This is a genomic window from Paenibacillus sp. 1001270B_150601_E10 (assembly GCF_015558675.1).
Classification (GTDB): Bacteria; Bacillota; Bacilli; order Paenibacillales; family Paenibacillaceae; genus Paenibacillus_B.
Map to the genome: position 1 here is coordinate 1 of NZ_JADMOL010000008.1, position 26124 is coordinate 26124.

36 protein-coding genes and 2 pseudogenes are annotated in these 26124 nt (G+C 41.0%); 2 read left to right on the forward strand and 36 right to left on the reverse strand.

All coding sequences use genetic code 11. The features are described 5' to 3' along the window. Positions 1–85: 85 nt before the first annotated feature. The 6 genes from I2H74_RS17400 to I2H74_RS17425 form a co-directional block, all read right to left on the reverse strand. Entirely contained in the window at positions 86–379 is a 294-nt protein-coding gene (locus tag I2H74_RS17400; protein WP_195575518.1) for a hypothetical protein, read from the reverse strand. Positions 380–539: 160 nt separating this feature from the next. After that, positions 540–1055, reverse strand: a complete 516-nt coding sequence (locus I2H74_RS17405) for a hypothetical protein (RefSeq protein WP_229106793.1) — start codon at positions 1053–1055, stop codon at positions 540–542. Between the two features lie 33 nt (positions 1056–1088). After that, positions 1089–1544: a RidA family protein gene (locus I2H74_RS17410; RefSeq protein WP_195575520.1), complete on the reverse strand. Its 456-nt coding sequence runs from the start codon at positions 1542–1544 to the stop codon at positions 1089–1091. A 71-nt stretch (positions 1545–1615) separates the two neighbouring features. Beyond that, positions 1616–2287, reverse strand: a complete 672-nt coding sequence (locus I2H74_RS17415; RefSeq protein WP_195575521.1) for a PolC-type DNA polymerase III — start codon at positions 2285–2287, stop codon at positions 1616–1618. 54 nt (positions 2288–2341) lie between these two features. Then, positions 2342–2641: a VOC family protein gene (locus tag I2H74_RS17420; protein WP_229106794.1), complete on the reverse strand. Its 300-nt coding sequence runs from the start codon at positions 2639–2641 to the stop codon at positions 2342–2344. 392 nt (positions 2642–3033) lie between these two features. After that, entirely contained in the window at positions 3034–4011 is a 978-nt protein-coding gene (locus I2H74_RS17425) for a phosphotransferase enzyme family protein (RefSeq protein WP_195575522.1), read from the reverse strand. 348 nt (positions 4012–4359) lie between these two features. Here I2H74_RS17425 and I2H74_RS17430 point away from each other — a divergent pair, with 348 nt between their 5' ends. Beyond that, complete coding sequence (locus I2H74_RS17430; protein ID WP_195575523.1) at positions 4360–4692, forward strand: antibiotic biosynthesis monooxygenase family protein; 333 nt, start codon at positions 4360–4362, stop codon at positions 4690–4692. Positions 4693–4792: 100 nt separating this feature from the next. Here the strand turns inward: I2H74_RS17430 and I2H74_RS17435 are convergent, their stop codons facing one another. The 10 genes and pseudogenes from I2H74_RS17435 to I2H74_RS17480 all read right to left on the reverse strand — a co-directional run bounded on the left by I2H74_RS17435 (position 4793) and on the right by I2H74_RS17480 (position 11070). Beyond that, positions 4793–5293 (reverse strand): GNAT family N-acetyltransferase, encoded by a 501-nt coding sequence (locus tag I2H74_RS17435; RefSeq protein WP_195575524.1) that lies wholly within the window; start codon positions 5291–5293, stop codon positions 4793–4795. A gap of 48 nt (positions 5294–5341) precedes the next feature. Then, positions 5342–5833, reverse strand: a complete 492-nt coding sequence (locus I2H74_RS17440) for a GNAT family N-acetyltransferase (protein ID WP_229106795.1) — start codon at positions 5831–5833, stop codon at positions 5342–5344. Between the two features lie 150 nt (positions 5834–5983). After that, a complete protein-coding gene (locus I2H74_RS17445) occupies positions 5984–6817 on the reverse strand; it encodes an ROK family protein (RefSeq protein WP_195575525.1) in 834 nt (277 codons plus the stop codon). Between the two features lie 45 nt (positions 6818–6862). Continuing rightward, positions 6863–7387 (reverse strand): GNAT family N-acetyltransferase, encoded by a 525-nt coding sequence (locus I2H74_RS17450; RefSeq protein ID WP_195575526.1) that lies wholly within the window; start codon positions 7385–7387, stop codon positions 6863–6865. Between the two features lie 34 nt (positions 7388–7421). Further along, the gene (locus I2H74_RS17455) at positions 7422–7982 is read right to left on the reverse strand and encodes an RNA 2'-phosphotransferase (protein ID WP_324254095.1); all 561 of its coding nucleotides are present in this window, start codon (positions 7980–7982) and stop codon (positions 7422–7424) included. A gap of 26 nt (positions 7983–8008) precedes the next feature. Continuing rightward, on the reverse strand, positions 8009–8668 hold the full coding sequence (locus I2H74_RS17460) for a cysteine hydrolase family protein (protein ID WP_195575527.1): 660 nt from the start codon (positions 8666–8668) through the stop codon (positions 8009–8011). A gap of 100 nt (positions 8669–8768) precedes the next feature. After that, on the reverse strand, positions 8769–9167 hold the full coding sequence (locus I2H74_RS17465; RefSeq protein WP_229106796.1) for a hypothetical protein: 399 nt from the start codon (positions 9165–9167) through the stop codon (positions 8769–8771). A 133-nt stretch (positions 9168–9300) separates the two neighbouring features. Continuing rightward, positions 9301–9807, reverse strand: coding sequence for a hypothetical protein (locus I2H74_RS17470; protein ID WP_195575528.1), 507 nt, complete (start codon positions 9805–9807; stop codon positions 9301–9303). A gap of 29 nt (positions 9808–9836) precedes the next feature. Beyond that, positions 9837–10361 carry an SMI1/KNR4 family protein gene (locus I2H74_RS17475; protein ID WP_195575529.1) on the reverse strand — a complete coding sequence of 175 codons (525 nt, stop codon included), beginning with the start codon at positions 10359–10361 and terminating at the stop codon, positions 9837–9839. 124 nt (positions 10362–10485) lie between these two features. After that, positions 10486–11070, reverse strand: a pseudogene (locus I2H74_RS17480) (LysE family transporter). 112 nt (positions 11071–11182) lie between these two features. Here I2H74_RS17480 and I2H74_RS17485 point away from each other — a divergent pair. Next, a complete protein-coding gene (locus I2H74_RS17485; RefSeq protein WP_195575530.1) occupies positions 11183–11740 on the forward strand; it encodes a helix-turn-helix domain-containing protein in 558 nt (185 codons plus the stop codon). A 58-nt stretch (positions 11741–11798) separates the two neighbouring features. Here the strand turns inward: I2H74_RS17485 and I2H74_RS17490 are convergent, their stop codons facing one another. From I2H74_RS17490 to I2H74_RS17585, 20 genes and pseudogenes are all read right to left on the reverse strand, one after another. After that, positions 11799–12434 carry a histidine phosphatase family protein gene (locus tag I2H74_RS17490; protein ID WP_195575531.1) on the reverse strand — a complete coding sequence of 212 codons (636 nt, stop codon included), beginning with the start codon at positions 12432–12434 and terminating at the stop codon, positions 11799–11801. Positions 12435–12556: 122 nt separating this feature from the next. Then, positions 12557–13723: a purple acid phosphatase family protein gene (locus I2H74_RS17495; RefSeq protein WP_229106797.1), complete on the reverse strand. Its 1167-nt coding sequence runs from the start codon at positions 13721–13723 to the stop codon at positions 12557–12559. 79 nt (positions 13724–13802) lie between these two features. Further along, on the reverse strand, positions 13803–14357 hold the full coding sequence (locus tag I2H74_RS17500; RefSeq protein ID WP_195575532.1) for a GNAT family N-acetyltransferase: 555 nt from the start codon (positions 14355–14357) through the stop codon (positions 13803–13805). A 118-nt stretch (positions 14358–14475) separates the two neighbouring features. Further along, positions 14476–14829 (reverse strand): VOC family protein, encoded by a 354-nt coding sequence (locus I2H74_RS17505; protein WP_195575533.1) that lies wholly within the window; start codon positions 14827–14829, stop codon positions 14476–14478. A 112-nt stretch (positions 14830–14941) separates the two neighbouring features. Further along, positions 14942–15475, reverse strand: coding sequence for a cysteine hydrolase family protein (locus I2H74_RS17510; protein ID WP_195575534.1), 534 nt, complete (start codon positions 15473–15475; stop codon positions 14942–14944). 25 nt (positions 15476–15500) lie between these two features. Continuing rightward, entirely contained in the window at positions 15501–16343 is an 843-nt protein-coding gene (locus tag I2H74_RS17515) for a GNAT family N-acetyltransferase (protein ID WP_229106798.1), read from the reverse strand. A 162-nt stretch (positions 16344–16505) separates the two neighbouring features. Further along, positions 16506–16718: a hypothetical protein gene (locus I2H74_RS17520; RefSeq protein WP_229106799.1), complete on the reverse strand. Its 213-nt coding sequence runs from the start codon at positions 16716–16718 to the stop codon at positions 16506–16508. 230 nt (positions 16719–16948) lie between these two features. Continuing rightward, positions 16949–17473 carry a hypothetical protein gene (locus tag I2H74_RS17525; protein ID WP_195575537.1) on the reverse strand — a complete coding sequence of 175 codons (525 nt, stop codon included), beginning with the start codon at positions 17471–17473 and terminating at the stop codon, positions 16949–16951. 18 nt (positions 17474–17491) lie between these two features. Next, positions 17492–17887 carry a DUF6508 domain-containing protein gene (locus tag I2H74_RS17530; protein WP_195575538.1) on the reverse strand — a complete coding sequence of 132 codons (396 nt, stop codon included), beginning with the start codon at positions 17885–17887 and terminating at the stop codon, positions 17492–17494. A 78-nt stretch (positions 17888–17965) separates the two neighbouring features. Then, a complete protein-coding gene (locus I2H74_RS17535) occupies positions 17966–18508 on the reverse strand; it encodes a phosphotransferase-like protein (RefSeq protein WP_195575539.1) in 543 nt (180 codons plus the stop codon). A 91-nt stretch (positions 18509–18599) separates the two neighbouring features. After that, complete coding sequence (locus I2H74_RS17540; RefSeq protein ID WP_195575540.1) at positions 18600–19307, reverse strand: class I SAM-dependent methyltransferase; 708 nt, start codon at positions 19305–19307, stop codon at positions 18600–18602. A gap of 21 nt (positions 19308–19328) precedes the next feature. Then, a complete protein-coding gene (locus I2H74_RS17545; protein WP_195575541.1) occupies positions 19329–19622 on the reverse strand; it encodes an RNA polymerase alpha subunit C-terminal domain-containing protein in 294 nt (97 codons plus the stop codon). 214 nt (positions 19623–19836) lie between these two features. Further along, the gene (locus I2H74_RS17550) at positions 19837–20511 is read right to left on the reverse strand and encodes a formylglycine-generating enzyme family protein (RefSeq protein ID WP_195575542.1); all 675 of its coding nucleotides are present in this window, start codon (positions 20509–20511) and stop codon (positions 19837–19839) included. A gap of 55 nt (positions 20512–20566) precedes the next feature. Beyond that, positions 20567–21031 carry an NUDIX domain-containing protein gene (locus I2H74_RS17555; RefSeq protein WP_195575543.1) on the reverse strand — a complete coding sequence of 155 codons (465 nt, stop codon included), beginning with the start codon at positions 21029–21031 and terminating at the stop codon, positions 20567–20569. A 196-nt stretch (positions 21032–21227) separates the two neighbouring features. Beyond that, positions 21228–21524 carry a hypothetical protein gene (locus tag I2H74_RS17560; protein ID WP_195575544.1) on the reverse strand — a complete coding sequence of 99 codons (297 nt, stop codon included), beginning with the start codon at positions 21522–21524 and terminating at the stop codon, positions 21228–21230. Between the two features lie 103 nt (positions 21525–21627). Beyond that, positions 21628–22211 (reverse strand): annotated as a pseudogene (locus I2H74_RS17565) (histidine phosphatase family protein). 148 nt (positions 22212–22359) lie between these two features. Next, positions 22360–22674 (reverse strand): GNAT family N-acetyltransferase, encoded by a 315-nt coding sequence (locus tag I2H74_RS17570; RefSeq protein WP_229106802.1) that lies wholly within the window; start codon positions 22672–22674, stop codon positions 22360–22362. 211 nt (positions 22675–22885) lie between these two features. Beyond that, the gene (locus I2H74_RS17575; RefSeq protein WP_195575545.1) at positions 22886–23320 is read right to left on the reverse strand and encodes a hypothetical protein; all 435 of its coding nucleotides are present in this window, start codon (positions 23318–23320) and stop codon (positions 22886–22888) included. A 247-nt stretch (positions 23321–23567) separates the two neighbouring features. Beyond that, entirely contained in the window at positions 23568–25067 is a 1500-nt protein-coding gene (locus tag I2H74_RS17580) for a malate:quinone oxidoreductase (protein WP_195575546.1), read from the reverse strand. Between the two features lie 680 nt (positions 25068–25747). Continuing rightward, complete coding sequence (locus I2H74_RS17585; protein WP_195575547.1) at positions 25748–26098, reverse strand: glyoxalase superfamily protein; 351 nt, start codon at positions 26096–26098, stop codon at positions 25748–25750. Positions 26099–26124 lie beyond the last annotated feature (26 nt).

A 26124-nucleotide genomic window follows, 5' to 3' on the forward strand; every position in this document is an offset into this window, starting at 1 on the left:
ATTCATCGGAATAACCAGAGGTTTTTCCAATGTCTATTCTATGGGGTGCACTTCATATTGAAAACGAGGGTTAAAATACTCAATACTAGTCGCGATGCCCTTTCTTGCGGAATAGAGAAAGACCACCAAAACCGCTTATAACGGCAATATAGAATCCAAGATCGTACCACCAGCCTGTATTATGGACTTCATATACACGAATGCTGTCATTGAACAAACCGATAATAAGTGAAATTGGTGCAACCCAACCATGCCAGATCCCCCAGAAGAAGCCCGCTGGATCTTCTGTGCTGTATGTCCCATCTCCGGGAACACATCCTGTCAACGTAAGCATCGCTGCAATGAGCAGCGTGATGGCCAGAACGTACTTCTTTCTCATAGACAGTACACCCTTTCGTTCATGAAATAGATATAATCCTTATTAACCATATTACTGGTACATATACCACTTTAATCCTAATATTAATAATGCACCATATCCCTTATCATAAGAGGGTGGTATTCGTTCTATATATTCAAAGAAAAAAACTCAGGCTACATTATCCTGAGTATTCATAGTTGATATGTAGATCTACGGTCTCCTGGTGAAGTTTGCCCTTGCTGTCAGTCCAGCTAATTTTTATTTGGGTGTTCTCAACATTGCTGCGTTCGGGGCGCTGATTATATTCTGAAATGCTGCTTTCAATACTCCCGCTGTCGCTTGTCACTGTTAAGATTGAGACCGGTCCATTTGTACTTGTTTTAACGGATTGAAAAACTTCCTCTTGATCCTCAATGATGACTACATTTATATAGTTCGACTGATCGATCTTTCGAGGCTCATCCTTGTAGCGTAATCGGGCGGATCCCCTTTGTACTTTTGTATCTGTGATCATTACTTTATAGCCTTCTACATCCCACTTCTGTCCTGTACCTGATAATTCATATAGAGCGAACTTGTGGGACTGATTCACAGGCTTACTATGAATATTGTCGCTATTGATAAGGAGCAGCAGCAAAACTATACTCAAACAAAGCAGTATTCCTGAACCAATTACATCATATCGCTTACTCATATCCATCATCCACATTAAACGATCTGCAAATGGTCATTCCGACACCTCGAATATGGAATCAATAATCAGCGGAAGATTGTCACGAACAGAAACTGCTCCAAATACAGACCTTGCATGCAGGCCTTTCTCCCCAAATACATCAATCATGAGATCAGAAAAGCCATTCAACACCTTATGATGCTCCTCAAAGGATGACTCTGCATTCACAAAGCCCTGTGCCTTCACGACTCTCTTCACTCGATCAAGTGAACCAAGCGTTTCTTTTAGTACGGCAAGGATTTCTATCCCCGTCTCTCTAGCGAATGCATATCCTTCTTCTGTCGAAAAGGAACTGCCTAGCTTTCCCTTAGGGTTTCCTGACGGACCTTTTCCTGATACGAAGAGGAGACCATTTACTATGACGGTGTTTGCGTATTTAGCAGCAGGGCCACTTGCCGAAGGAAGCTGTATGCCCAATTGTTCCACACGTTGCTCAACCGATAAGGACATCTCAACACCTGCTTTCTTTATTTGGTTTATGGGCTGAACTCACTTGCAATGTTGTGAACATCAATCATGCGTTAGGTCAACGGATTAATCTGAAATCTTTTTACCGTGACAGGGTCAAGCAGGGCAATATCCTGTTGATTTCGATTCTCAAACTCTTCCATAATCCTTAACGCAATTCGACCAATCAGGATACTATCTGCTGACGCGTCGTGCCTTTTTAGATTCTGATCATTAATGGCATAGTGCTTAATCAGGTAATCCGTGTTGATGATATGGGTATCTTCTGGATGCAGATAAGAAAATAGAGCTTTCGTATCTAAACAATCATTCCCAAGCATGCTTAAGTGGTTGCTGGCACACTCCTTTGCTAACAAAGGAAGGTCAAATTCATAACCTGCATGTGTAATCAAAATACAATCCTTCGTAAACGCAGCAAAATCTTCATATGCCTCTTTAAATCGAGGGGCGTGTTCTAATGCCGCGTTATATATTCCTGTAAAACGCTCCACTGCTTTAGGAATAGGCTTCGGGGGTTTCACAAGACAATTAAAGGTATGCTCAGTTTGAATCTCCCCATTCTCAATCCTTACAGCTCCAATCTGCGTAATATGCTCCGTTGCTGCATCTATTCCCGTAGCTTCCAAGTCAAATACACAGTATCTTCGATGTTTAAAGTCAGGGACTGAAATGCCTGAGACGGTATATTCAAGATCAGAGATAACCTTTATTTGCATTCTGTTCATGCTCCTTCAACCTTATGTTCATTTATACGCGCACAGGATTATGCTCTTGTTCTCTCAGAAGTGTTCCTTTATCTCATCCTGCGGATCCCACCTTGACCATGCTGCCTCTAACAGATTCCCATCAAGGTCTCTGAAGTAGAAGTATTTCGCTTCGCCATCTCCTAGCGTATGCAGCTCATCAACTTGAATGCCTTTGTCTTTAAGCTGCTTATAAGTATATTCAATATCCGGGCAGTTCATGGCCATAATTGGAAATGGTGTGCCATTTCTCAAAATACTTAACGATTGTTGATCCGTAGTTTCAATGAGCAAATAAAGCGATCGAATGCTGATGCGGGTGGTGCAGCACGGCAAGATAAGATCCCCTGTCCTCAAATTTATTCATGAGCTTGAAAGATAAGTTCTCGGTGTACCAAGAGATGGAGGCCTCAATATTGGTTGTGGGGACATATACATACCCAATTTGCGAAAATGTAAATGGACGCTTCATTTGGAAACACTCCTACCTATGATATAAATGAATGTTATAGAAGATACTCGATCATAAGGATAAGCTATAGGTCATTCTCATCATTCATAGCAATCCAAGCTTAACCTCTACGATCACGTTAATTCATTTACGACGCCACCTCGTTCTCCTATCAGCTCAAAAAGTCGTCGCATGGTTTAACCGTTTTTTCTTATATCAACTATTTTACAAGGCGTACATATTCCTGTAAATTCCATTTTTTTAATGACGTGATGTGTTAAACCTGAATATCACAGCCATCAAAGCATTTACCCGTTTCTATTAGTTGAACGGCATAGTCAATAACATCCCTTTGATGCTCAGAGAGCATGTCTTCATCTCCATTCCAATTATTGAGCCACCAGAAGTAAGAAGAAATGTTCCTGTAATCCATAAACATGGGGATCTGCTTTATCCAAAAAGGTTCAAGACTATGAGCTGTAGAATAACCGGTCATGAACGAATCTAGAAAAACTCTTGAAAACTCATTTTTAGATTGCCGATTGTGCTTCGGGCACCCTACCCATGAAGCATGAACCGCTGCAATGGCAATATCCAAGGCAAACCAAGCATATAAGCAATCATCGAAATCAAAGATCGACAGCTCGCCGTTGTGTATAAAGAAATTATAGGGATGAAGATCATAATGAACGAAGCCATAGGATCCGCGGTCCTTGGGCAATGTTGAGATCACCTTCTCTAAGGACCTCATTCTCTCAACAAGCAGAACATACTTCCCTTGATGCAAGAAAGGATTGTTAATCTGAAGCCTATGCCATTCATCCCGCTTACCTTTTTTCGGTACGAACGTGGTTGATGCATGATGCATCTTCCCCATCGTCTCGCCCCATTTATTGAATAGGTTGGGACCCCATAGTGATGGATCATGAGGATCAGGGCATTTGCCCCTTACCATTTCAAAAGCGGTGATCGTAGTAAAAGAATTCGAATCTTTATTTTGAATAAATAGCGAGTAACGGTCATCATGACCTTTGATTGGTAAGGATACATCTAATCCATGAGTATATAAGTAGAAAATCCACTCAAGTTCCGCATCTACAGCCGCTAAATGACGTTCTGAGACTCTTAGAATAATGGGCTTCCCATCCTGCAAACACCGATATACATCATTTGTCGAGCGGCTAATCAGCTTCAATGAAAGCGGGTCAAAACGAAAAAATGCTGCTGCCTTGTTAGACCATATTGCTTTGGACATGTAGACCTCCAGGTTAACGATTTGACGCGGCCGGTACATGTATACTCTAGATGATATATATTAAAAAGAATAGACTTATGTTTTCCACTCTGCTAAGCTAATCATTGAAGGATGAAACATTTTTATTTCTCGTGTTATCCCTATAATTAAATCCATTGTGAATATATAAAAAAGCCCTATTTGGGCTTTTTTTATTGGGTGTGCGAGGATGATTTGGCCTTTTCCTTCGATTCGTGATGGCGATAGGATCACATCCTTAATGCATATTTCAGAAGGTGCGCTAATAAAGAGCTAGACTAGCCATACTTCAAGAACAACTCGTTGTAATACATAACTGGAGGCTAAGACATGACTAAGATTGCCAAAACACCACAACCCCCTTATTATGCCGTCATTTTTACGTCTGAACGAACGGATGGAGACAACGGTTATGCGAAAATGGCTGACGAAATGCTGAAGCTAGCATCTGTCCAGTCTGGATTCCTAGGTGCAGAGAGTGCAAGAGAAGCGGTAGGTATTACGGTATCCTATTGGGAGTCTCTTGAGGCTATTCGGCAGTGGAAACAAAATGAACGACATTTGGTCGCTCAAAGACAAGGGATGTCTGATTGGTATCTGAGCTATAAAACAAGAATTTGTAAAGTCGAACGGGATTATGAATTCGAGAAGAACGAAATATGACCAGTATAGCTTAATATGATCAAGAAGACTGTAGCCCATCCGCTATGGAAGCAGAGATGATCATCCCTTTCAATGCAACGGTGATGGGCTCATTTTGATATTAATCAAACAGCTCAATAGAAGAAAACTTCTGAATCGGTCCATCCCAATCCTCTTCTCTAATTTCATCATAATGACCGTTCGTGTATCGTGAAATGGTTTTTCTCCAAAATGTCTGTGCAGGTATATTCGTTTCAATCTGCCCTACCTTCCAAATACCCGGAAAGTGCTGAAATAACTGATGAGCTGCGCCTTGGCCAACCTTTGTCTTTCTATATTTCCTCATGACAAAAAACTCAGCCATCGAATAGATCGGGTTATCGTTATCCAATCTTCCGATTTCGCGTATCAGCGCAAACCCTGCAAGCTGCTCGCCAACCTTGATGAAGAATGGATGTCGGGAATCCTCCGTCCAGTAATGATCCAAATACTTATATTCGTATAATCCAGCTGCATTAATATCCAGCTCAGGTTCAAATTCACTAAAATCATAGTGATAGAACTGGAGAAGATTGCGTAGAATAGACTTCTCTTTGTACACCACTCTTTGAATTGTGATCATGTTATTCACCTTTCTGCATGTAGCCATATTTTCGCATGTGATTGTGATCTACACTTCAGCTACCATTGTTACAGAAGTGCCCACTGTCTCTACTTCTTTGAATCCATACCTTATGTACAGCTTGACTGCTGCTGTATTAAGGGGATCTACACTGAGCGATACTCTATTAATCTTTCTGACTCTAAGCTCATTGAATAATTGCTGTAACAAAGCGCTCCCGATGCCCATTCCGCGATAAGATGGCAAGATAGCCATCCCTATTTCTGGGACTTCATCTGAAACATACCCAAAGCCCTTGTTGGTACCCGTAAATGTACGTATCGTTATGGAACCAATTGGTTGTCCCTCTGCATTCACAGCAATAAAGCCGAGATCTCCTTTTCTCCCCCAATCCGCCGCGTATTTCGCGATATCCGGCTCCTGAAGGATGATGCGATCAAAAGGCTTCTCCCCTTCTTTTACATATAACGACTGATAAAGCATTTCCCACAGAAACGGAATATCACCATCGGTAATGGGTCTAATCTTATATGGAGACAAATCTCCTCACCTCACATCGTATTGCTTTCGTGCTCCTTCTTCTACTAAAACACATGCGCAATATATCTGTCTTTGGACCATTCACTTCTTTTCGTTTTTTCCAAATTAGAATAAGGGTTTCCCTTGGTGAAAGACCATATGTTCAGCTTGTTATGCAAACTGTAAGCGTGCAAATACTCGAGCACCGAGCGCAACGGTTCTTCTTTGACCTTTAGCGTTCACGATGCTGCAAGCTGCGTAAAGATCTGGCAGCGTATACTGCTTTACAACAGCCAACGCTTTGTCCAAATAGCCTTTATATGTAGCCGTACTTCCTCCAATGACAAGCACATCTGGATTATATAAATGAATAAGATTCGTTATCGCAAGTCCACAGTAGTAGCCTGCTTGCTCTACAATGGATCGTGCAGATTCATCATCCTTTTCAAGCTGCTCCAGAAACTCCTCTACGTGGACACCCGCTTGCTGAAGAATAGCCATGCCGCTCGCTAATTGATCGATCTTTTTTGCTTCTCCGTTTACAGATACTAATGTATATCCGAGCTCACCCGACCACCCTGAGACACCTTGCAGCAGTTTACCTTCAGATACGACACCAACGGCTAAGCCTGTTCCTGCCATCAGTACTGCAACCGTATGATGATCAGGATAGTGAATGGATTCTGCCAGTGTAGCAGCCTTCACATCATTAAGGAATACAACAGGATAACGGCCCTCAGAAAAGTACTCTGTCGTAACGCCATTCAGTACAGACATATCGCTAAACTGGACGCGATCATTGCCTTTGACTAACCCGACAAGACCGATACCAACACCTGCCGGAACTGCATCCAAATGCTCAATGAATCTATCTATTTCCTGCTTTAAGTACGCAAGCGAGCAATCTTTTCCTGTTGGAACCATGTGCTCTTTCATGCTGCCATCAATCTCAGCAAACATGTACATCTTTGTTCCACCGATATCAATACCTACATAATGACTCATTCACTGAATCCTCCTATTTGAAATATTAGGGTTTGTGTATGTAGCTTATTCAATATCCATCCAATACCGCTGAATTTCCACCCCATCTACGATTGCTTCTGAACTCAAGACTCCACCATTATTCATAATTGTTCTTGCCGAACCAACGTTGTCCTTATCACAGGTGACAAGTGCCTTTGTTATTCCAAGCGCCTTCGCCTCGATTAATGCTAATCGAAGCAGCTCTGTTGAATAGCCTTTCTTCCGCTCAGTCGGTCTAATCCCATAACCGATGTGCCCGCCAATGCTCAAGAGCGCTTCGTTTAAACGATGTCTGATATTGACCGCACCTAACAGCTTCTGATTGGAACTTCGAAGCCAATAGGTTGAGCTGTTCACCTTGCCTTCTTCAAGATTCTGATCATGCTTCAAACGATGTAGTTCATCAAGCATCATTTGAAAATTAGAACTGTCGAATCTCAGAACCCATGGGATAAGCTTCTCGCCTGAACTTCTCCATTCTGACGTCATTTCTAGATAGTCCGCTTTATACAAATTTGACGGTTCAACAAGTGACAACGTTTCAGTCATGATTTATTCCTTTCCGCAACGATATTACATATCATTATTCGTTCCTTTTAATGAAATCAGGACCAACATGATTTGTTAACCAGACTCCATTTTGTGATAAATAGAATGGATAGCCGCGCTTATGCATCTCACCGCTTGAAATGGTGAGAATAACCGGTACTCCGTATCGCGATCCTACTGAACGTGCTATAGCTATATCCTCCGTTAAATGAACATGATGCCTCTGCATAGGCTTTAGTCCCTCCTGCTCAATGCTTTGTAAAAATCGAACAGCTGTCCCATGATATAAAAATGGCGGAGGAGTGGTTTCCGTTAAGTCTAGATCTACTTGGATACTATGCCCTTGGTTCGCTCTTATCTTCTTGCCATCTTGAGACATAGCAAACCGTTGTTTTTCATTCGTTGCTACAACTTCTTTGATCTTTTCGTAAGTGATCTGATAAGAAGCATCACTATTTTGAATGAGAAGATCAATATCAGCCCAACCCTTCGGATCAAGCTGAAGATTGGCTGCACTTGGATTATGTCTTAGAATATAACTCAGATACTTGCTTATCTTTCCCAGCTCTACTTTATTGTTTTTCAAATCATTCACCTCTCTTATTCCCGAACTTCAATTTTCTACATCAAAGGACGCCTAACGCCTTTAAGCTCTTGAATGATCTCATCAGTGGTATATACCGCTGCACCTATATTTCTTATTTCTTCAAGTCCTTTGGGATACACGCCTGACATGGCATCCTGGACCATAGCAATCTTAAAATCTCGTTCGCTCGCTTCATACATGCTGGTTCTTGGACAGTTAGGGAAATTGCAGCCGATGAAAATTAATGTATCCAAGTCATGCTCTTGTAGAAATTCTTCTAATGGCGTCTGATAAAAAGCTCCCCATCTAGGCTTATACATAATCCACTCCTGATGGCCAATGGATTCAATATTCCCTTCGAGCAAGCTATGGTGATTGAAGCGAATGGTCTTTAGCGGCTTAATATCTTCTACAAGATCAGCACCAAAGCTATCGGGCCTTACGATTGCTGTTCCCGCTTCGATAAGTGCTCTACGGCAAATATCTGCATTGGAGCCATCATCTTTATAAAGCCTTATGACATGAATGATTGGTATCCCCATCGTTCTGCATAGGTATAACAATTTCTTCATTTGAGGTAGCACTTCATATGTTCCTTTTATCTCCGCAACCGCACCTGGCAAGCTGAAATCATTTTGAGTATCAATCGTAATTACCGCACAACGTGTAAAATCAGGATGCACATACTGCCCCATTCTCTAACTCCCCCCTGATTTTCGAATTGATCCAGCCACTCTTGTCCTGTGTTCCACGGTGTACGGGATATTGATCTTGCAGAGTTTCTATTATCTTGTGTTATAACTCTAAAGAATAGGTCATAGCCATAAACTCTAGTTCCTGATCATCTACTTTACTTATGAAGCAAGGCCCCTTTTTGAACCCTGTTCGAACAGGGTCTAGCCCGAGGCCGATATCCAAACATTCGTTATCATCATATAAGCCATTTGCATATCCACCAGGAACACGAGCCGCATGCCCAGCACATATGTACCCTGCAAGATTGCTCTCCTGATCTAACGCATAGAAATACATGCCTGACATCATTTCATCGGTACATTCGCTTCCAGCATCCATGTTGTAAAGAGAATAAGGTTCCGGATACTTCCACTTACAGATTGCTGAAGCCACTTCTGTAGTCATCGGATAAAATACATAGGTGCTCATCTCTTTATTCCTTTCATCAATCATGTACATTTCTAAGTTCATCCATTTCATTTTATGTTACATCGCTGCCATCACAAATTCTTGTTACGATTTGATTATGATCGATTTTTTCAAATGAGAAGGTTCAGCATTAACTCATCCTATCTGAACCCTGTCATACAGGCTAAAATTGTGATGCATCGAATGTCTCGCCGGTGACCTTGCAATGATCGAGAATTAGCCAATAATTCTGCTCATCATAACCCGTTATCTTCCCCTCAACCTTATAACCAAGATACATATGAGCAGGATCCGTATGTCGTTTAAGTTCAGAATAGTCCGTTATGGCATATGCATCTCGACCTAATCGAATGATTGCGCCTTGAGGATAAAACATTTCGATTCTTCCGATTACCGTATCCGAAATGTTCATTTGTTGCTTTGTTCTCTTCCAGGAAGGTGCATACGGTTCAACGGCTTTTTCCCATACTTGAAGAAACTCCTCTTTGGGTATCTCTTCATCTCCTTCAAAAAGCTCTACTTCCGTCTCAATCAAATGAAAGTCTGGCGCGATTGATACCTTGCACTCTCCTTCTTCTAACGTAACTTGTCGATAAGCAACCATTCGCTCATCCACTTCAAAATAATAAACTTCGTTTTCTTCAATGCCTTTTGCTTTAATGTATTTCAAGTCTATCCCTCCTGTAAACAAAGCAAATACTAATCATTCTCTTCCTCTAAGCACATTCTGATAAATGCAAATAAGTGTTCCGCCTCTACAGCACGCTTTCCCCAATCATGCCAAAAATAAAGGACTTGTCCATATCGCCCATCCTCTTCCGGATCAGTATCGAGACAAAGATAATCTCCGCCTCCATTGTGAGCGATAGGAATCCAGCTCGGGCTCCATAGGACAGGCTTCACTTTCTGATCAGCCTCAAGCTCTAATTCGTCAGGATCAAACTCTTCCTGCAAAAATGCCCAATTCTCGATAATTTCCGAGATAGGGGAAAGAGTAAGATTCCGTACAAATGCGTTTATTCCAAGATCATCCTTTTGACCATTATGTATCTGGTAGAATGCCTTCATTTCTTTTGGCAGCTTAACATTTAATGTTATTTCCAATTCCAAAAACTCATCTTCAGCTGCCCCTTCTTGCAGCATAAGCCCTTGTTCAAATTGACTATCCTTCGCGGATCCCTTATCTATTAGGCTTTGCCATAACGCTTTAGCTTCAATGATCATGCGGTTCAACCTCTTTTCTATCACTTCGTTCTTCTTAATGCTTATAGACTAGCATAAACCGTTGAACTTGGACAAATATGACAGAAGCCTTCTAGTCTCTCTGGACATTATAGCGAATGAATCTCTAAGGATAAATGATTGATGCTGCACAATAAACAAGCAGCAAGGCCATAATGATATTGAACGGTTTTCTGTGCTTTGATATAAAGGATTGAAAAAGGGAGCCAAATAAACTCCAGCTAAAGGTGCTCAGGAAACCAACAAAGCCTAAAATCAAGGCGAACACGAAAAAGCTAAAATAAGTGGTGTAATAAGGAAGGATATACGTGGCTACTACTGCAATACTGTACAAAATGCCTTTGGGATTAATGAACTGCATCAAGGCTCCGATCCAAAAAAGGTTCTTGTGTGTTGGTTCCTGGTCACGGTTATGACTATTGCTAGTCAATATTTTGTATGCTTAATAGAGCATATAGGCAGCGCTAAATATCATTAGCGGTGTCTCAATAACTGGCAGAAGATTGGTGAGCAGCAGATTAAATATGGTACATAACAACGTTATAACGAAAAATCCTCCGCCTACCCCAGCACAAAAAATTAAAGAACGTTTCAAACCAATTTGATTAGCAAACGCCATTGCGATGATATTGTTCGGACCAGGAGTAAAGCTGCTGACGACGACAAACAATAGGAATGATATAATCGGCATTTTAGAACCTCCTTCTAGAGTATGTTATAATGTTCAAAACGTACACAATAGTGAATTTTCTATATATTGTACATAACGTTCGTTATAACGTAAATACCGTGAGGTGAACGGAATGGAAGACATTCAATATACTCTTGCAAAAAACTTAAAGGCTATTCGCGAGAAAGAAAGGCTAAGCTTGGAAAAGGTCGCAGAGTTGAGTGGTGTAAGCAAAACGATGATCAGTCAAATTGAGAGAGGTGAATCCAGCCCTACCATAACGACCATCTGGAAGATTGCCAATGGGCTAAAGATCTCGTTCACTTCGTTGATTAATGAACCTGAGCAGGAAGCAAAAGTAGTGCTGCGCAATGAAATGAAAGTTCTAACGGAGGATAGCGGAAAATATCGAGTCTACCCCTCATTTCTCTATCAAGAGGATAGACACTTTGAGATATATAGTGTAGAAATTGAAGCACAAGGGGAGCTGAGCTCAGATTCTCATAAAGACGGTACAGAGGAGTATATCACCGTGTTTGAAGGACAATTGATTATTCAAGTAAATGATCATGTGCATCACCTGCATAGCGGAGACTCTATTCGTTTTAAAGCTGATCGGCCCCACCTGTATTCCAACCCTGGCGATACCTTGACCCGCATAAGCATGACCATTTATTATCCTTCAAAATAGGGTAAAAAAAGAAAACAGATGGCATGAAGCCTGATCTGCTTTCTTTTTTTCATCATGTTTAATCCATGGAAGGCTTCTCTTGGTAATGACTCGTATCTCCGTGCAATATGATATTTACACCTGAAGGGTCAATCTCGACTTTGCATAGACAAGCTGGATGAATATAAGGAGGATTCCAAATCTCGTTCATCGGCCGACCTTCAAAGTATGCCATGAGCACTTTGACTACAACTGTGTGTGTAACAAGCAGTATGCTCTTTCCTTGATTAGAAGTCATGATTTGCTTAAGCTTGGAGTGAGCACGGGTTAACACTTCGTTAAACGTTTCACTCCCCTCAACCAAGAAATTATCAGGTCTATTCCAAAATTGATCAAAGGCTTCAGGATAATCTTCCTTTGCTTCTGATTGCGTCTTCCCTTCCCAGACACCTAAGTTGATTTCTCTGAATTCGTCACATTCCTCAATCTCGACTTTCCGATCTCTACGAATGATTTCGGCAGTATTCCTTGCTCTAAGGCTTGTACTCGAGCAGATGACCTCAATCTGCATGTCTTTCAACGCATCACTAAGCCACTGCGCCTGCTTAATGCCTAGCGCCGTTAAAGACGAATCTTGATGCCCCTGCATCTTATGAAGTACATTCCACTCAGTCTGGCCATGTCTAACAAGGTAAAGAGTCGTTTTGCTATTCATCGTTGTACCTCGATCATTTAATATAATGTAGTAGCACCTTCCTAACCTCATTCCGTGCAGAGTCAGAAGAACAAAGACTCATTCTGATCACCTCCGATCTTCATCATCCATCATGACATTTGCTAGAAAAATGCCTTATGCCCATCTTGCCCTTTCTTTACGATGAAAGTATCAAAAAGCTTTCCCTCTTCGTCGATGGCATATAAACTCAGTCGATCAGGAGTGACTACGACTTGAAGAAAGTGAGGCACCGCTAAGGATTGTGCAGTATGCCATTCTCTTTTCGGCAGCAGCCATTCCGGCATCGCTCCGGCACCTCCCGCAACAACATACACAACTCCATTATTCTCATCAATATGATTGTCGCTCAGCGGATGACTACGCTCATATACGATCGTGTGGGAGTTAAAGACGAGATCAACGCCATATCTCTCAAATATTGGGCTTAGTTTTCGTAAATCCTCCACCTGATACCCTCCAGACACATAAGGTGGATAGTGGAAGTATACAATCTTCCATGTCGCATCCGCCGATTCTAAATCTTTTAGTAGGAAATCAACCTGTTCACCTGCATAGATTTCTTCATCGGCATGAGGATAGTTATTCGGTTTAATAAATGACGTACTATCTAAACAAGTAAAGTGCACATCACCATAATCAAAAGAGTAATAGTTCTTTGGGGCAGGAAAAGCAAAAAAATCATAATACCAGGATGCGTTGCTTTCATGATTTCCTAAACAGCTGTAGAATGGCGTGCTCAGCAAGAAGCTCTGACCAGGGCCAAAGAAATACGTCTCCCAGTCCTCATAACGATGGCCATCATTCACGATGTCACCAATAAAGAGGGTCAGGTCTGGACGATATCGCTGCATTTGCTGAAAAATATTCTGATTGATACGGCCATTCGACCTGTCAAAACCGCTAAATCCGCCGGTTTCACTCGTCACTGTAAAGGAGAAGGGCTCCCCTTTTGGCACTGCCGTTTTCAACGGATACCGTCCTGATTCTACACTTCCCTCTGCATTCTCTGACTTCAATTGATAAAAATAAATGGTACTGGGTTCCAAGTTATCTATCGTGATCTGATGTATGGTCGTGTATGTATGACAAGAATGCGTTGAGAGGAGCTGCTGTGGCGTCTTGTAATTGCCTTGATGCCCGCTATGAATTCGTTCCGCTAGGTAGATATCCACCTGTGATGTCGCTGGCTCCGCTGTTTCCCACATGACGGTCATTGAACTTACCGTTGGATGCTGCAGATAAGGTCCTTTAACGATCGTTGGCATCATCTTACTCCCCTTTTTCCATGCATAATCACTATATCTACTCCTATATAAAACCAAAACTTAAAGTCACTTTGCCATGATATTATATAGACTTATCGTTTAATCTTCCCATCACAATTGTGTTATAGTAATTCCCATAAGCCAGCACTCTATCATTCCTTAGTATCCCTTCAACTACAAAGCTATATCTTTTATATAACTCGACTGCTTTATGATTCGTTTCTAACACGGACAGCGTCATTTTCAAAATGTTGCTTCGATCAGCCCATTCGATGGAACGCTGTAGAAGGTTTTTGCCGATGCCAAAGCCCCAGTAGTCTTTCCGAACGCACACGCCAAACTCAACCTTATGTGAGTACCTTTTCAAGTCATTGCCTTCACATCTGGAATAAGCAACAAGCTCATCGTTCACTTCAACGACAAGAAATAGGTTTCTTAATCTTTCAGTATCAGATTGAATCAAAAGTTCAAATCCTAATGGATCGATATATGCTTCGCCTCTTTCTCTATCCAGATGCTCCGTTTCGCCATCGATTTGCAATCGAAGCTTGGATAATTTCCTAGCATCACCGGCAATAGCTGATCGGATCTTATATCTCATGCCGTTCAAGTCATATTCTTGGCTGTCAATCATCATGCTTCTTAGTCTCCCAAGTTCTATTTGTAATTCGTGCATTCATGACATTAATCTTTGTGCTCCTTGTAAAGTTAAAAAAGGACCTGCTTTGCAGATCCTTCCTAACACCAGCGGTGCGTCATTTTTTATACTGAATCAATCCAATCCCAATCCCTACAGGGTCAACTAAGTAAGCAAGATAGAAATCGTCAAACTCCATCGTATCTCTCAAGATTTGAGCCCCTTGCTCTACACATTGTTGAATCGTTTCCTCGATGTTGTCTACTTCAATTTGAATGCGTGTACCATGAGGGAAATCTTGAGGACCCTTCGATATTCCTCCATGTATGCCTAACGCTTGAGCATCACCGGTGGTTACAGGATAGTACCCCCAGTTGGGTTCCGCAATCTTCCAACCAAACACTGATGAATAAAAGGCTGCTGCGCGTTCTGGATCTTGGCTGTTAAGTTCAAATAACACGACCTTTCCCATATTACGCCTCCATTATAGGTATAATTAACCAAATCAATCATACCAAATGTATGTTCGTATGTAAAGATGTCCTTATAGCAATCTCAACTATGTGAAACAAACGAACAGCCTTTTATCCACAATCAAAATAAACTTCTTCAATGCTCTTCACAATAGAAAACCATTTCAACACTTGATTATGATGACGAATAATCTGCTCAGCAGTCAGCTCACCTGAAGGCCAAGTGCTATGTGCGTCTTTAACCAATGTTACTTTATATCCTAGACTTGCTGCCCTTCGGCATGTTGTATCTACACAAAGGTCCGTCTGAATGCCTGCTAACACTAACTCATCTATCTGTTGCCGATCAAGCTCCTGCTTTAAGCTCGTTTCGTGAAAAGCATCAGGAGTGAACTTTTGAACCAATATATCCTGTTCCTGTGGCTCTACTGCAGGATGGATCAACCATCCTTCTGAACCTTGCTCTAACGGATAGCCTTCTTCTTCATTATGCTGGATGTAAAATATAGGAATGCGCTTCAATCTAGCTTTCTTAATTAAAGTCTGCAGCTTATGAAGGAGTGCATCACCTTCAAATACTGGATCTGATTCAACAAACATTCCGTTCTGGACATCTATGATGATTAATGCTTGATTGGATGACATCGATATCCCCTTGTTACAGAAAATGTTAGTTAGTGTAATGATATTTCTCTTGATACCTTGAAATCACTTGTTGATTCTCATGCCACCATAAGATGGGCAGATCACCAACCTTGGTGAAACCTAGTTTTCTAGCTAAATGATGAGATGCAATATTTCCTGCATCACAGTCCCAGTAAGGAACTAAGCCCCGTTCTCTGCTATGTCTGATAAATTCCATACAGAGTTTATATGCAATTCCTTGTTTTCGATAAGCTTCAACGGTTAGAATATCTGGCTCAATATATCCACCGCCAATGTAAAACGTATGACATGCGCCAACATAACCAAGGTCGTTTACGATTCCATAACCGAATGCTTTCTCTATGTAAGCTTCTCCAGACCCCCACAACAGCGAATAAGAGAAATCAACCTCATCTCGATATTTGTCAAATAATTCAGGATTGACCTCGCGCACCTCAAATGACGAGGATAGATTATTGCGATCGTCAGAATTATTCATGTTCTCTTCTAATATGTAGTGGGATCTTTTTAACTCTACGACATTGTTGATCAAGTCGTCTTTTATTTTATGCAACCAAGCATCAGATGAACAATACAGGTCATAAAAATGACTATGGTGCTCAGGATTAGATAAGAATTCAAGGATTTCACCATAAAAAGTTGAATCCTGCTCCTCTCCAAAAAGATAGTACTTTCCACCTTGACTGATAACTAGCCCAGCAGTTGGATGATCCATGTTATTTACTAAAATCTTGCCTGGTTGATTACGATCCAACACGGCATGAACAAATACAAATATAAAGTCTCTCTCTTTATGTGCAAGATATGGACGAATCTTCGAATAACTCTCTGCTGTAAGTTCGATCATCTTTTTCTGCCTCTCTTCATATGGTATGCCATATAACTGTCGTACCATATATTTGAAGGTATCTTCAATGTCGAATATGAATGTATTCATGCTTTCCAATTGAAGTAGCATGAATTGGAATTGATCGGTTACCTCCTTAACCTCATACATGCACCTCAATCGTCAGATTTCGTTATTTTCGTTGTTCATCTTACCAAAGGATACTTGACTGGGGAGAGAAGCCGTGTCTTCTGGATAGATAAAAAATGGTTTCTTTTCTTCAAAGTACTTTATTGTCGTTTCAATCCCTTTTTGAACTTGAGGATCAAGCAGCTCTATGGCATACATATCTTTCATATGTATTTCTTCTTTTTCTTTCTGTAAATCGGGTTCCAACACTTCAAACCCTAATACCTCTCCGATCCATATTACAGGCACAATGCAAAAAATGACCCAACCAATTAAACACGAGGTTGAGTCAGTAGGTGTCGAAGTTCTATTTATGATCAGTTTTACATACAAGGTAAGCAAAAAAATCTAATTCAGAAATAGACAGCCACTGATCTGAGTCTTGTAAAGAAGTTATTGATTTCAAGTATACCTTAATAAAATAATCAAGTTATGAACTATCTTGTCGACACTCGACCTTTCTCAAAGTAGACAATCTCAGGCTCAACATAATTCTGACTTTTAACATGAAACTTGATAAAAACTCCGTATTTGTATCTTAATGATGCAGGTGAATTTAAACTCGTATAAAGTTTGAGTTTCTCATGATCATATTCTTCTGAAACATAACTGCTCGATTTCTTTACTTCTACAACAAGTAGATTATGGGTATTCTTTCCTCGTTTATGTACAATAATATCAGGATATACGGTTCTCTCAACAACATCTTCGATTATAGTCTGACGATCACTTTCTAATCTATATTCGGATAGCATGATCCGCTTCTGATTACTAGGATGATCGATATTTCGATTGTATTCACAATCAACATCATACGCTTTACCAAATGTGTGCTCCAAATACATAGCTAATTTATGCGTAATACTTCGTTCATTCACGTCTTCTTGTAATAGATAATTATCATTCACTCGAATCATATCAAGGGCAATCTTAAGACGTCTCTCTATCTGAGAAAATTCCATTCCAGCCTCCGCATGTTACTAAATTGGACTCAGCAAATCTTTCACTCTTCGTAAAATAGCTCCAACATTCCCCGTTTCACATACCCGAGCAAATAATCCTTCATTGAATCGGTCGCCGCGGATATAACTGGTCATCAGTTTCCTAAGTGTTTCTAGATCAGCACTCATTATCTTATCTTGAATGTCATGCTCTAGATCACGATACTCGTCGTTCTCAGATAGCCATGCGTGCCAATCAAATAGTAATAAGAACCCCGTGTCGTTTAGCGCGTTGCGAAACTCGCCAACTTCTTTGCTTTCATTAACATATCCATTTTCAATCCTATAGAACTCCTGATTCGGATCTTGGAAATATTCAAGAAAGCTACTCAAACGATTCAATTCTGCTGTAGTTAAATCTGAATGGTAGGTCATCGTTATACCTCTCAAATATGATAGAGTCTCGTTGTTAATATCCATCACATATTAAATTAGCTAACCGTCATTTCCTTCTTAGTTAATAAGGCCTTCGGTTCCTACTCTGTTTAAAATATCAGCAGCAGTTTGCTCTGGTGTCTGAGCAGTGGAATCCAACCACATGCCAATATGTGGAGTTTCTTGTCTCAGTACATGATCCAGCGCCCCCACTGTCCAGATTCCATATCCCTTCTTTGCTCTATCCGCTTCTCGCTTACTTACAGCTGCTGGATCAGGGCATAGCACAACTACATACAAAGGGCGAGTAATCATAAATGATAGAAATTCGGTTAACATCGGCCCTACGATAACATCCTGTACAATAACCGTAAATCCCGCTTCATAGTAACGATCTGCTGCATGTGCCGTTAATTGATATCTTAGGCGCAGCTGTTCTAGTTCATCATATTCCGCATCTGGTTGAACCTCTTTACGATTATTAACGATCATTTTTCGAAAAATATCCCCGCGCAAATGCACGGTGTTCTCAAACTGTTCAGCAATCATTTGGGCAATGGTTGATTTGCCACTAGCCATAATGCCCGTAATGATTAGGATACACGGTTGGTGGATGGTCATCTTAAACCCTCACTCCCTTCAACATAACGTTGAGTACAACTGAATCTGTGAAATGTGATTTCATTTTCCGATAGGTTAAGTATCTTGTATTCTAAACAATTCTTCTTGCTACAAAGGTTATGCAGTCCGAGGACAGCTTTACGTCACGTCCATCTCGATCAATCACGAACTCCAGTTTCTTAACGAGTCTCGTCTTGACTTCCCAGCTATCGTATAGGTGATCCAGCAACTCCATTAATTTAGGAGTGGAAATATTCAACTCGAACATAGGATCTAATGCCTCTCCTGTATCCAGTACTTCTTCTCGGATATTGCTGCTCATCACGATACAATGACTGCCAAATTGTTTTGTGCCATTGATCATCTCGGCAAGCTTCTTGAGTAGTATGTCTTCAGATCGTACATGCTCTAACGCAGATACGGAAATGATCAGATCATATTCCTTTTCCATTATCGTGAACTTCTCAATATCTGACAACTTCAGCTCCAGAAGATGTTCAACCTCATACTGCTTGCTATATTCTCTTAAATTTGAGATAGCTGATTCTAATAGATCCACACACACGACTCTGCCATCTCGTTGTTTTAACGATTGAGCAATAGGGATGCTGTTCCTGCCTACACCTGATCCCAAATCTAATACGCTCAAGTATTCGCAATCGTTATATTCATCTAACAGATCCATAACGGTCTTCACAGGCTTATGCAGCCATGATCCTGGTTCGAACAGCAAACTATTCTTATAGCAGTTATCATGATACTTTTTTTCTTCTTCACGTATTTTGGTTATGCGCTCCATACTGCACCTTCTAGCCCATGATTATTTGATTTGCTTAAAAGATAATCCTTGTTCCTGCAGCGCATTCCTGAGTTTAGGCATTGATGCCGGACCCATACCGTGCAAAGCTAAGATTTCTTTTTCACTGTAGCTAGACAACTGCTGTAGTGTCGTAATGCCCTGATGTTCTAAGGCTCTTCTCGCAGGCGCCGAGAGAAGAGATAAAAATCCGTTACTCGGCTTTCTCTCCTGCTCACAGATCGGACAGGTTGGACAATCGCTCTTTTTAACATATTGATGACCCTTGCTGCAGATTTTTAAATTGGAGGCCGACACGTTATTCACTCTCCTATATTATTAGGATGATTTGAGGGCGAGGGAGAATTTTATTTAACGTTTCAGTTAAACTTGAACATTCTCCATCCATACTACACTTTTTAAAATGATAATCAATTGCAATGATCTATCCTAGTTTGTCAATCAAATTGTATTGATTCGTTTCTCTTCTGTGGCTTCAAGCATTGAGAATATTAATTAACACTCTCTAGCATCATATGGATCTTGCCAAGCGAAACCCGAGGTCATCAATACGGAAAGTCGGATGGCTCCGCCGGCGGCAGCTAGCACCGCATCCTCTAGCTTCTTCTGCCCAGCTTCCACCTCTGAAAATGCGATAGGAACCGTAAACCTGTTCATCATATAGATCCCAGCACCACTCCCAGACGTTTCCTAACATATCATGCAGCCCCCAAGCGTTTGGCTCCTTTTCACCGACAACGTGAACCTTGCCTTCGGAATTGGCATCATACCAAGCAATCCGATCTAGTTCACCGTATCTGTAGCCATTCGATCCAGCTTTGCATGCATATTGCCACTCAGCTTCTGTAGGCAACCGGTATCCGTTCGCCTCCCAAACACAGGTTACTTGTTCGTCGTTGATGGTATAGCAGGCAGTTAGCCCCATTTTCAACGATAGTTTATTGCAAAATAGTATGGCGTCATGCCATGACACATTTACAATAGGCTTTTGATTACCAGAAAAAGATGCAGCAGAATCCTGGTCTACAAATTCGTATAATTCCATCGTTACAGGGTACGTTCCAAGGAGAAATGGCTTTATCTCGACATTCCATCTCGTATTCTTCCGGTCATCTCTTAATTCAACATTTCCTTCAGGGATTTTTACCATTTGAATATCAAAGAAAGGGTACAGCTCATCTGGCATTACTCGTCCTCCTCGGTTCGTGTTTATCGGATCAGCATTACCGTCAGTTTAAGGTCTAAGTCCTTAAGATCGTTCCCTTACTCAGCTTTAAATCCATAAACACCGGCTTCTGTACCTGATTAATATCTTCTATCTGTATCTCCTCCAACGACTTAAAGACAAGCTGAAGCGATTCATTATGTTCATCCTTATAAAGAAGAGTACTGCCATCTCCAGATCTTTTCCCTTTCAGCTCCGCTTCCACGTTAAATAAGAACATCACAAATACAACCTGATTTCCATCTGGATACGTATACTCCATTCTTGGACCTGAATAGATGGTATCCAACGCGTACTGTATAACTTCAAGCCCTGTTTCTTCCCTTACTTCACGTATCATTGTTTCTTCAATGGTTTCACCTGCAACCATTCCTCCGCCCGGCAGCCCCCAGTCACCATAATCAGAGCGTTTCTGCAGCAGAATTCTCCCCAACTCATCACGGATAATGGCTCCACCTGTTACAATAATTCGTCTGGACATGACTTTAATCCCTCCTACTTTACAGGCCTTACTTTTTATTCAAAGTCCACTTGCTTATCCAGCACCAGCTCTTCTATTTCGTGTTCCTTAGATTGGGCTTTAAATGAATTTCCGAAGCTCTCTCTTCTTGTAGCAGTTTTATTTCAATAATCACGATACTGGCATATTCATGCTGCATTGCATGAGTAAGAACATATTAACAAGAATCAACCGTTGATTTTTTCATGATGGGTACTACATTTAGAAGCTGACCCCGCTTATTTGGAAATGAGGGACGACTAGAACTTTGTAGTTGATGTAATAACGAGCCGAGCTCAGTTTCATCAACCCCATATACCTGAGCCCATGCTTTGATTTGTTCATAAGACGGAGTAGAACGTTTCCCTTTCGTAAGGGATTGCCTAGCTGCTATCAGGCTAATCAATTGCTCATCAATTTCTTTAACGGATTCACTGTAGTCATTCGGAATCCTTCTCACTTCACTCCAGCTCATACGTTTTCCCTCCATGGTGTTTGATGTATAGTCCTCAAGCTTGCTTGTAGTGCAACCATATTATCTTATGCAGCTTACAAATTGTCACCATGTATCGATTTCACTACAGATGGTAGGTATGATTGCTCTCAGTCATTTCCCATCTATTCCATCTCTTCTCAACGGTATGCACGCTTGTATGATCAATTGGATAGAATGATGATTGATTCGTCCACTCTTTGCCAGATAGAGCATAATACAGCACATTGATAACCCCGCCATGCGTAATTAATAATACATTCGACTGCACCTTTTGATTTTCAAGTTGATGACACAAATGATCAAATGCTTGTTTGATTCTTGTATAAAATGTGTTGGCGTTTCACCACCTGGAAACGGAGTGTCCATCTGCAGCGTGTTAAAGTAAACACCAGGAAACCGTTCTTCTGCTACTTTATTTGGCATGCCTGCTAATATTCCGTTATTCATTTCTCTCCACTCATCCGAATATATCGCCTTTACCTGAAGGGATTGTTCAATCTCCTTGGCTGTTTCTGCTGCACGGGTCAAATTACTGCTTAATAACGTTTGGATGTGATAGTCCTCAGCATGTTGTACCAGATATGCTGCTAGCTTCTTAGATTGAACCACCCCTTGCTTAACTAGTCCTCGATTGCTCCAGCCTCCTCGATAACCCTCTTCATCCATCCCATGCCGTACTAAAAATTTTCATTCGTTTGTTCCCACCCTAGTATGTATTTGATACAAACATATAACATGTATTCATGTTACGAAGTCACTATTTAACATGCTATGATGTATTCGCTCGAGGAAACCAGCCATATCTTATTGCGTGCTACCGATTCTTGCTTCTCAAAATAAAATACAACAGGTTATCCTTAAGCTCATTCTCTTGATGAAATCCCATCTTCTGAAGCAATCGCTGAGATTGCAGATTATCAACTTCCGTCGTAGCTTCAATATAATCCAGTTTCATGTCATCAAATCCAAGCCGTATCATTTCTGTCAAAGCTTCTTGCATCAATCCTCTTCCCCAGAAGGTTGGAGCTAAATCAAAACCAATCAATCCATATCTGCAACCAGCATCATTCATATGAAATGCAATGATTTCTATTGTTTCGCTTACATCCTTACACACCTCAATATCCATAAACCTTATCACTTCTGGTTGTGAAAATGCGTAAAAATCGCATCTGCATCATCTAATGAGAGCTCTCTCATAAACATTCTCTCGGTTTCAATTTCCGGATAATACACTTGAAGTTACCACCTATCTTCATTATTTAACGATCATCTGCGTTCAGGCTACTATTTTGACTAGCAGCTTCTACAGCACTTGTCATTTTTCATCGTATTCACAATCAATCCCATCCTGATTGCACATCTCCATTTTGATAGATCCGTCTGACAGCAGGATCAGCATGAATGGGAGGATCAGAAAAACAAAACCATATTCGTCCTTTTGATGTAGGAACGATCGCAGCTGCTCTTGCTTTTTGATCCTTATATTCAATCTGAAGGGTCTCAATATCATTATCGTTTAGTACTCCGAACGTTAACGATACAAGCTCGCTATCATTTCGAACACGTCCTGTAAGGAGGTTCGCAAATGATCTTGTTAGAATACACGGTGACTCATTAAATTGCTTGCTACCCGTACCATAGATCCACTCATATGAAGAGCCTGTTTCCCTAACTAACCCAACTGAAAGCAGATCATCCTTTCCAAAAAAGACAATATTAAATCCTTTTTCTTTCGTGATATAGAAAACCTCATCAAAGGTTATATTTTTCATCTGCATGGCTTCCTCTATCGTTTTAGAAGCATGGGAATTGTTTTGCTGAAAAATGATGATACTTCCTATCATAGCAACAATGAAGATACAAATAACGTATATGCCTGTCATGCTCTTCAGCTCACTTCCCTCCAATCATTATAAATTTCTGCTTACAATTTTATCAGCAACAGAAGACCTATTCCTTAAAAAGGAAACGGCCTAAGTCCTTCGAAAATCAAGGACATAGGCCGCTATTCTTGAAGTGTTACATGACAGGTTGCAGCTCGCTGTGTAGACCAAGCGTCCGCGCTGTTGAATGATGAATGTCATCAATAAGTTCTGGATGATCTAGAAGCGATACACCATATGAAGGAATCATGATCTTTATTTTTGGCTCCCATGCTTCTAAATGCTGAGGGAAGCATTTCTTTATGACTTCAAGCATAACGTGAACAGCGGTTGAGGCTCCTGGCGAAGCACCAAGCAACGCCGCTATTGAGCCATCAGCTGCGCTGATCACTTCCGTACCAAATTGAAGGGTTCCCCTCCCATCCGCGGTATCTTTTATGACTTGTACGCGTTGGCCAGCTACAACCAAATCCCAATCCTCGCTTTTCGCGTCTGGAACGAAATCCCGCAAATCTTCCATCCGTTTTTCTTTCGAAAGCATCACTTGCTGAATCAGGTATTTGGTTAGTGGAATGTTCTTGGCGCCTGCTGCCAACATCGTCACAAGGTTATGCGGTTTTACTGAGGTGATCAAGTCAAACATTGAACCTGTTTTCAAAAATTTCGGTGAGAATCCAGCAAATGGTCCAAAGAGAAGCGATTTTTTATTATCAATATATCTGGTATCGAGATGCGGTACTGACATCGGCGGTGCACCGACAGGAGCTTTGCCATATACCTTTGCATGATGTTGTTCGACAATATCTGGATTCGTACATACCATAAAGAGTCCGCTAACTGGAAAGCCCCCAATCCTTTTACCCTCAGGGATGCCTGATTTTTGAAGCAAATGCAGACTTCCGCCGCCGCCGCCAATAAACACAAACTTAGCGTTATGTCGTTCGACCGCACCGTTTGTTGTATTGCGCACTTTTAGCTCCCATGAACCATCACCAGTACGTTTGATGTCATCAACACTATGCTTGTAATGAATATCGACACCTTTGTTCTCTAAGTGGCTTAGCAGCAATCGCGTTAAAGCACCAAAGTTAACATCTGTTCCAGAGTCAATTTTGGTTGCGGCAATCGGCTCATTCGAAGTTCTGCCGTTCATAATTAAAGGAATCCATTCCTTTAATTTTGCAGGATCATCCGAGAATTCCATGCCCTTGAACAAAAGATTAGTTGATAGCGCTTTAAAACGTTTATTTAAGAACTCCACGTTCTTTTCCCCTTGCACGAGACTCATATGCGGCAATGGCATAATAAATTCATGCGGATTGCGAATCAAGTTGCTGCTTACAAGATAAGACCAGAACTGCTTTGACACTTGAAACTGCTCATTAATTTTTATCGCCTTGCTAATATCTATGGAACCGTCCGATTTCTCAACGGTGTAGTTAAGCTCACACAGTGCAGCATGCCCTGTTCCTGCATTATTCCATTCGTTAGAGCTTTCCTCTCCTGCGCTTGGGAGCTTCTCAAATACTGTAATTTCCCAGTCTGGTGCTAATTCTTTTAACAAGGTTCCTAAAGTCGCACTCATGATCCCGGCACCAATTAAAATTACGTCTGTTTTGGTTTGTCTGTCACTCATGTTAACCGTCCTTACATGCTAATTTTTAGGTGTGACTGCCTTCACGGGCTCTCACGATACTTATAGATTATGATCAAGTGATATATGATGTTAATCCAAAAATATTCTGCAACTGACCGCATTGTCAAAATGCGAGAAATTGTCCAAAGAGCCCTAGGAACACACAAAAACCAAGCCTTTAACCAGCACCTGCAAGAGTCGATGGCCTTGGCTTTTACGTTTCCATTAAATAGCCGTCCCTCAAGTTCAGTTCTTAAGTAGCGCTGATACTGCTTGTTACTGAATATAAAAGATGTCCCACATAAATAGTGGTGTCACCCGTTCTGATTAGCAACCATCCCCAAGAAGCTTACTTACCAATGACTGAAGCAAACTTTACAGCAAGAATCATCCTGAGAGCAAATAGGAAAAGGCCTCAGGGGGGAAAGGAATGTCTAATTCGATAATATAGACCCCCCTTATGTAAACGTTAGATTGATAGATTCAAACACAATTGAATCCTCAATTCGCTGTTGGATCATAGGATGTCTCGTTCTATTTGAGGATTACTATTATCATAACACAAAAATATCCAATTGTTAGTATTATTTTTGAACATCCTTGATAAGAACCATTATTAATAAACCGATTAGGCAGTGCCCTCATCTTTTAATCAACTCAAATCATAAAATCAAGTTCTTTTACAAATGGGAAAGAATATTAATCAGCTTTCCAAATGGATCTCTGACATAAAAGCGTCGAACCCCCCACGGCTCTTCGGTGAGTTCATATTCAATCTGATAACCCGCACGCTTCATCTCTTCATATGCAGCATCTACATCGTCCACTTCGATGGATACATCCGGTGTTGGGGTGTTAGAACCTCCATGTGAAGCAAAGCTAAGCTGATAATTGGATTCCTCCAGTGAACCGTAAGTCTTAATCCAGCCGTGATCCATAAGCACATCAAGACCAAGTATATCTCCATAAAAATAACTTGCTTTACTCGGATCATCTGCATATATATTTGTCACAATCCTCTTAATCTTCATTATATCTCTCCTCTCTTCTCCACTTA

What these genes read in the sequence shown, in the direction of transcription:
- I2H74_RS17445 (WP_195575525.1), bottom strand. Translation starts at nt 6,817, where the DNA reads ATGAGTCATTATGTAGGTATTGATATCGGTGGAACAAAGATGTACATG.
- I2H74_RS17580 (WP_195575546.1), bottom strand. Translation starts at nt 25,067, where the DNA reads ATGAGTGACAGACAAACCAAAACAGACGTAATTTTAATTGGTGCCGGG.
- I2H74_RS17540 (WP_195575540.1), bottom strand. Translation starts at nt 19,307, where the DNA reads ATGGAGCGCATAACCAAAATACGTGAAGAAGAAAAAAAGTATCATGAT.
- I2H74_RS17525 (WP_195575537.1), bottom strand. Translation starts at nt 17,473, where the DNA reads ATGGAATTTTCTCAGATAGAGAGACGTCTTAAGATTGCCCTTGATATG.
- I2H74_RS17495 (WP_229106797.1), bottom strand. Translation starts at nt 13,723, where the DNA reads ATGATGCCAACGATCGTTAAAGGACCTTATCTGCAGCATCCAACGGTA.
- I2H74_RS17450 (WP_195575526.1), bottom strand. Translation starts at nt 7,387, where the DNA reads ATGACTGAAACGTTGTCACTTGTTGAACCGTCAAATTTGTATAAAGCG.
- I2H74_RS17425 (WP_195575522.1), bottom strand. Translation starts at nt 4,011, where the DNA reads ATGTCCAAAGCAATATGGTCTAACAAGGCAGCAGCATTTTTTCGTTTT.
- I2H74_RS17505 (WP_195575533.1), bottom strand. Translation starts at nt 14,829, where the DNA reads ATGGGAAAGGTCGTGTTATTTGAACTTAACAGCCAAGATCCAGAACGC.
- I2H74_RS17490 (WP_195575531.1), bottom strand. Translation starts at nt 12,434, where the DNA reads ATGAATAGCAAAACGACTCTTTACCTTGTTAGACATGGCCAGACTGAG.
- I2H74_RS17570 (WP_229106802.1), bottom strand. Translation starts at nt 22,674, where the DNA reads ATGGATATTGAGGTGTGTAAGGATGTAAGCGAAACAATAGAAATCATT.
- I2H74_RS17405 (WP_229106793.1), bottom strand. Translation starts at nt 1,055, where the DNA reads ATGAGTAAGCGATATGATGTAATTGGTTCAGGAATACTGCTTTGTTTG.
- I2H74_RS17485 (WP_195575530.1), top strand. Translation starts at nt 11,183, where the DNA reads ATGGAAGACATTCAATATACTCTTGCAAAAAACTTAAAGGCTATTCGC.
- I2H74_RS17430 (WP_195575523.1), top strand. Translation starts at nt 4,360, where the DNA reads ATGACTAAGATTGCCAAAACACCACAACCCCCTTATTATGCCGTCATT.
- I2H74_RS17400 (WP_195575518.1), bottom strand. Translation starts at nt 379, where the DNA reads ATGAGAAAGAAGTACGTTCTGGCCATCACGCTGCTCATTGCAGCGATG.
- I2H74_RS17415 (WP_195575521.1), bottom strand. Translation starts at nt 2,287, where the DNA reads ATGAACAGAATGCAAATAAAGGTTATCTCTGATCTTGAATATACCGTC.
- I2H74_RS17575 (WP_195575545.1), bottom strand. Translation starts at nt 23,320, where the DNA reads ATGAAAAATATAACCTTTGATGAGGTTTTCTATATCACGAAAGAAAAA.
- I2H74_RS17560 (WP_195575544.1), bottom strand. Translation starts at nt 21,524, where the DNA reads ATGAGCTGGAGTGAAGTGAGAAGGATTCCGAATGACTACAGTGAATCC.
- I2H74_RS17465 (WP_229106796.1), bottom strand. Translation starts at nt 9,167, where the DNA reads ATGTACATGATTGATGAAAGGAATAAAGAGATGAGCACCTATGTATTT.
- I2H74_RS17585 (WP_195575547.1), bottom strand. Translation starts at nt 26,098, where the DNA reads ATGAAGATTAAGAGGATTGTGACAAATATATATGCAGATGATCCGAGT.
- I2H74_RS17510 (WP_195575534.1), bottom strand. Translation starts at nt 15,475, where the DNA reads ATGTCATCCAATCAAGCATTAATCATCATAGATGTCCAGAACGGAATG.
- I2H74_RS17410 (WP_195575520.1), bottom strand. Translation starts at nt 1,544, where the DNA reads ATGTCCTTATCGGTTGAGCAACGTGTGGAACAATTGGGCATACAGCTT.
- I2H74_RS17550 (WP_195575542.1), bottom strand. Translation starts at nt 20,511, where the DNA reads ATGCCAGATGAGCTGTACCCTTTCTTTGATATTCAAATGGTAAAAATC.
- I2H74_RS17500 (WP_195575532.1), bottom strand. Translation starts at nt 14,357, where the DNA reads ATGATGATTGACAGCCAAGAATATGACTTGAACGGCATGAGATATAAG.
- I2H74_RS17515 (WP_229106798.1), bottom strand. Translation starts at nt 16,343, where the DNA reads ATGATCGAACTTACAGCAGAGAGTTATTCGAAGATTCGTCCATATCTT.
- I2H74_RS17460 (WP_195575527.1), bottom strand. Translation starts at nt 8,668, where the DNA reads ATGGGGCAGTATGTGCATCCTGATTTTACACGTTGTGCGGTAATTACG.
- I2H74_RS17475 (WP_195575529.1), bottom strand. Translation starts at nt 10,361, where the DNA reads ATGATCATTGAAGCTAAAGCGTTATGGCAAAGCCTAATAGATAAGGGA.
- I2H74_RS17555 (WP_195575543.1), bottom strand. Translation starts at nt 21,031, where the DNA reads ATGTCCAGACGAATTATTGTAACAGGTGGAGCCATTATCCGTGATGAG.
- I2H74_RS17435 (WP_195575524.1), bottom strand. Translation starts at nt 5,293, where the DNA reads ATGATCACAATTCAAAGAGTGGTGTACAAAGAGAAGTCTATTCTACGC.
- I2H74_RS17530 (WP_195575538.1), bottom strand. Translation starts at nt 17,887, where the DNA reads ATGACCTACCATTCAGATTTAACTACAGCAGAATTGAATCGTTTGAGT.
- I2H74_RS17535 (WP_195575539.1), bottom strand. Translation starts at nt 18,508, where the DNA reads ATGACCATCCACCAACCGTGTATCCTAATCATTACGGGCATTATGGCT.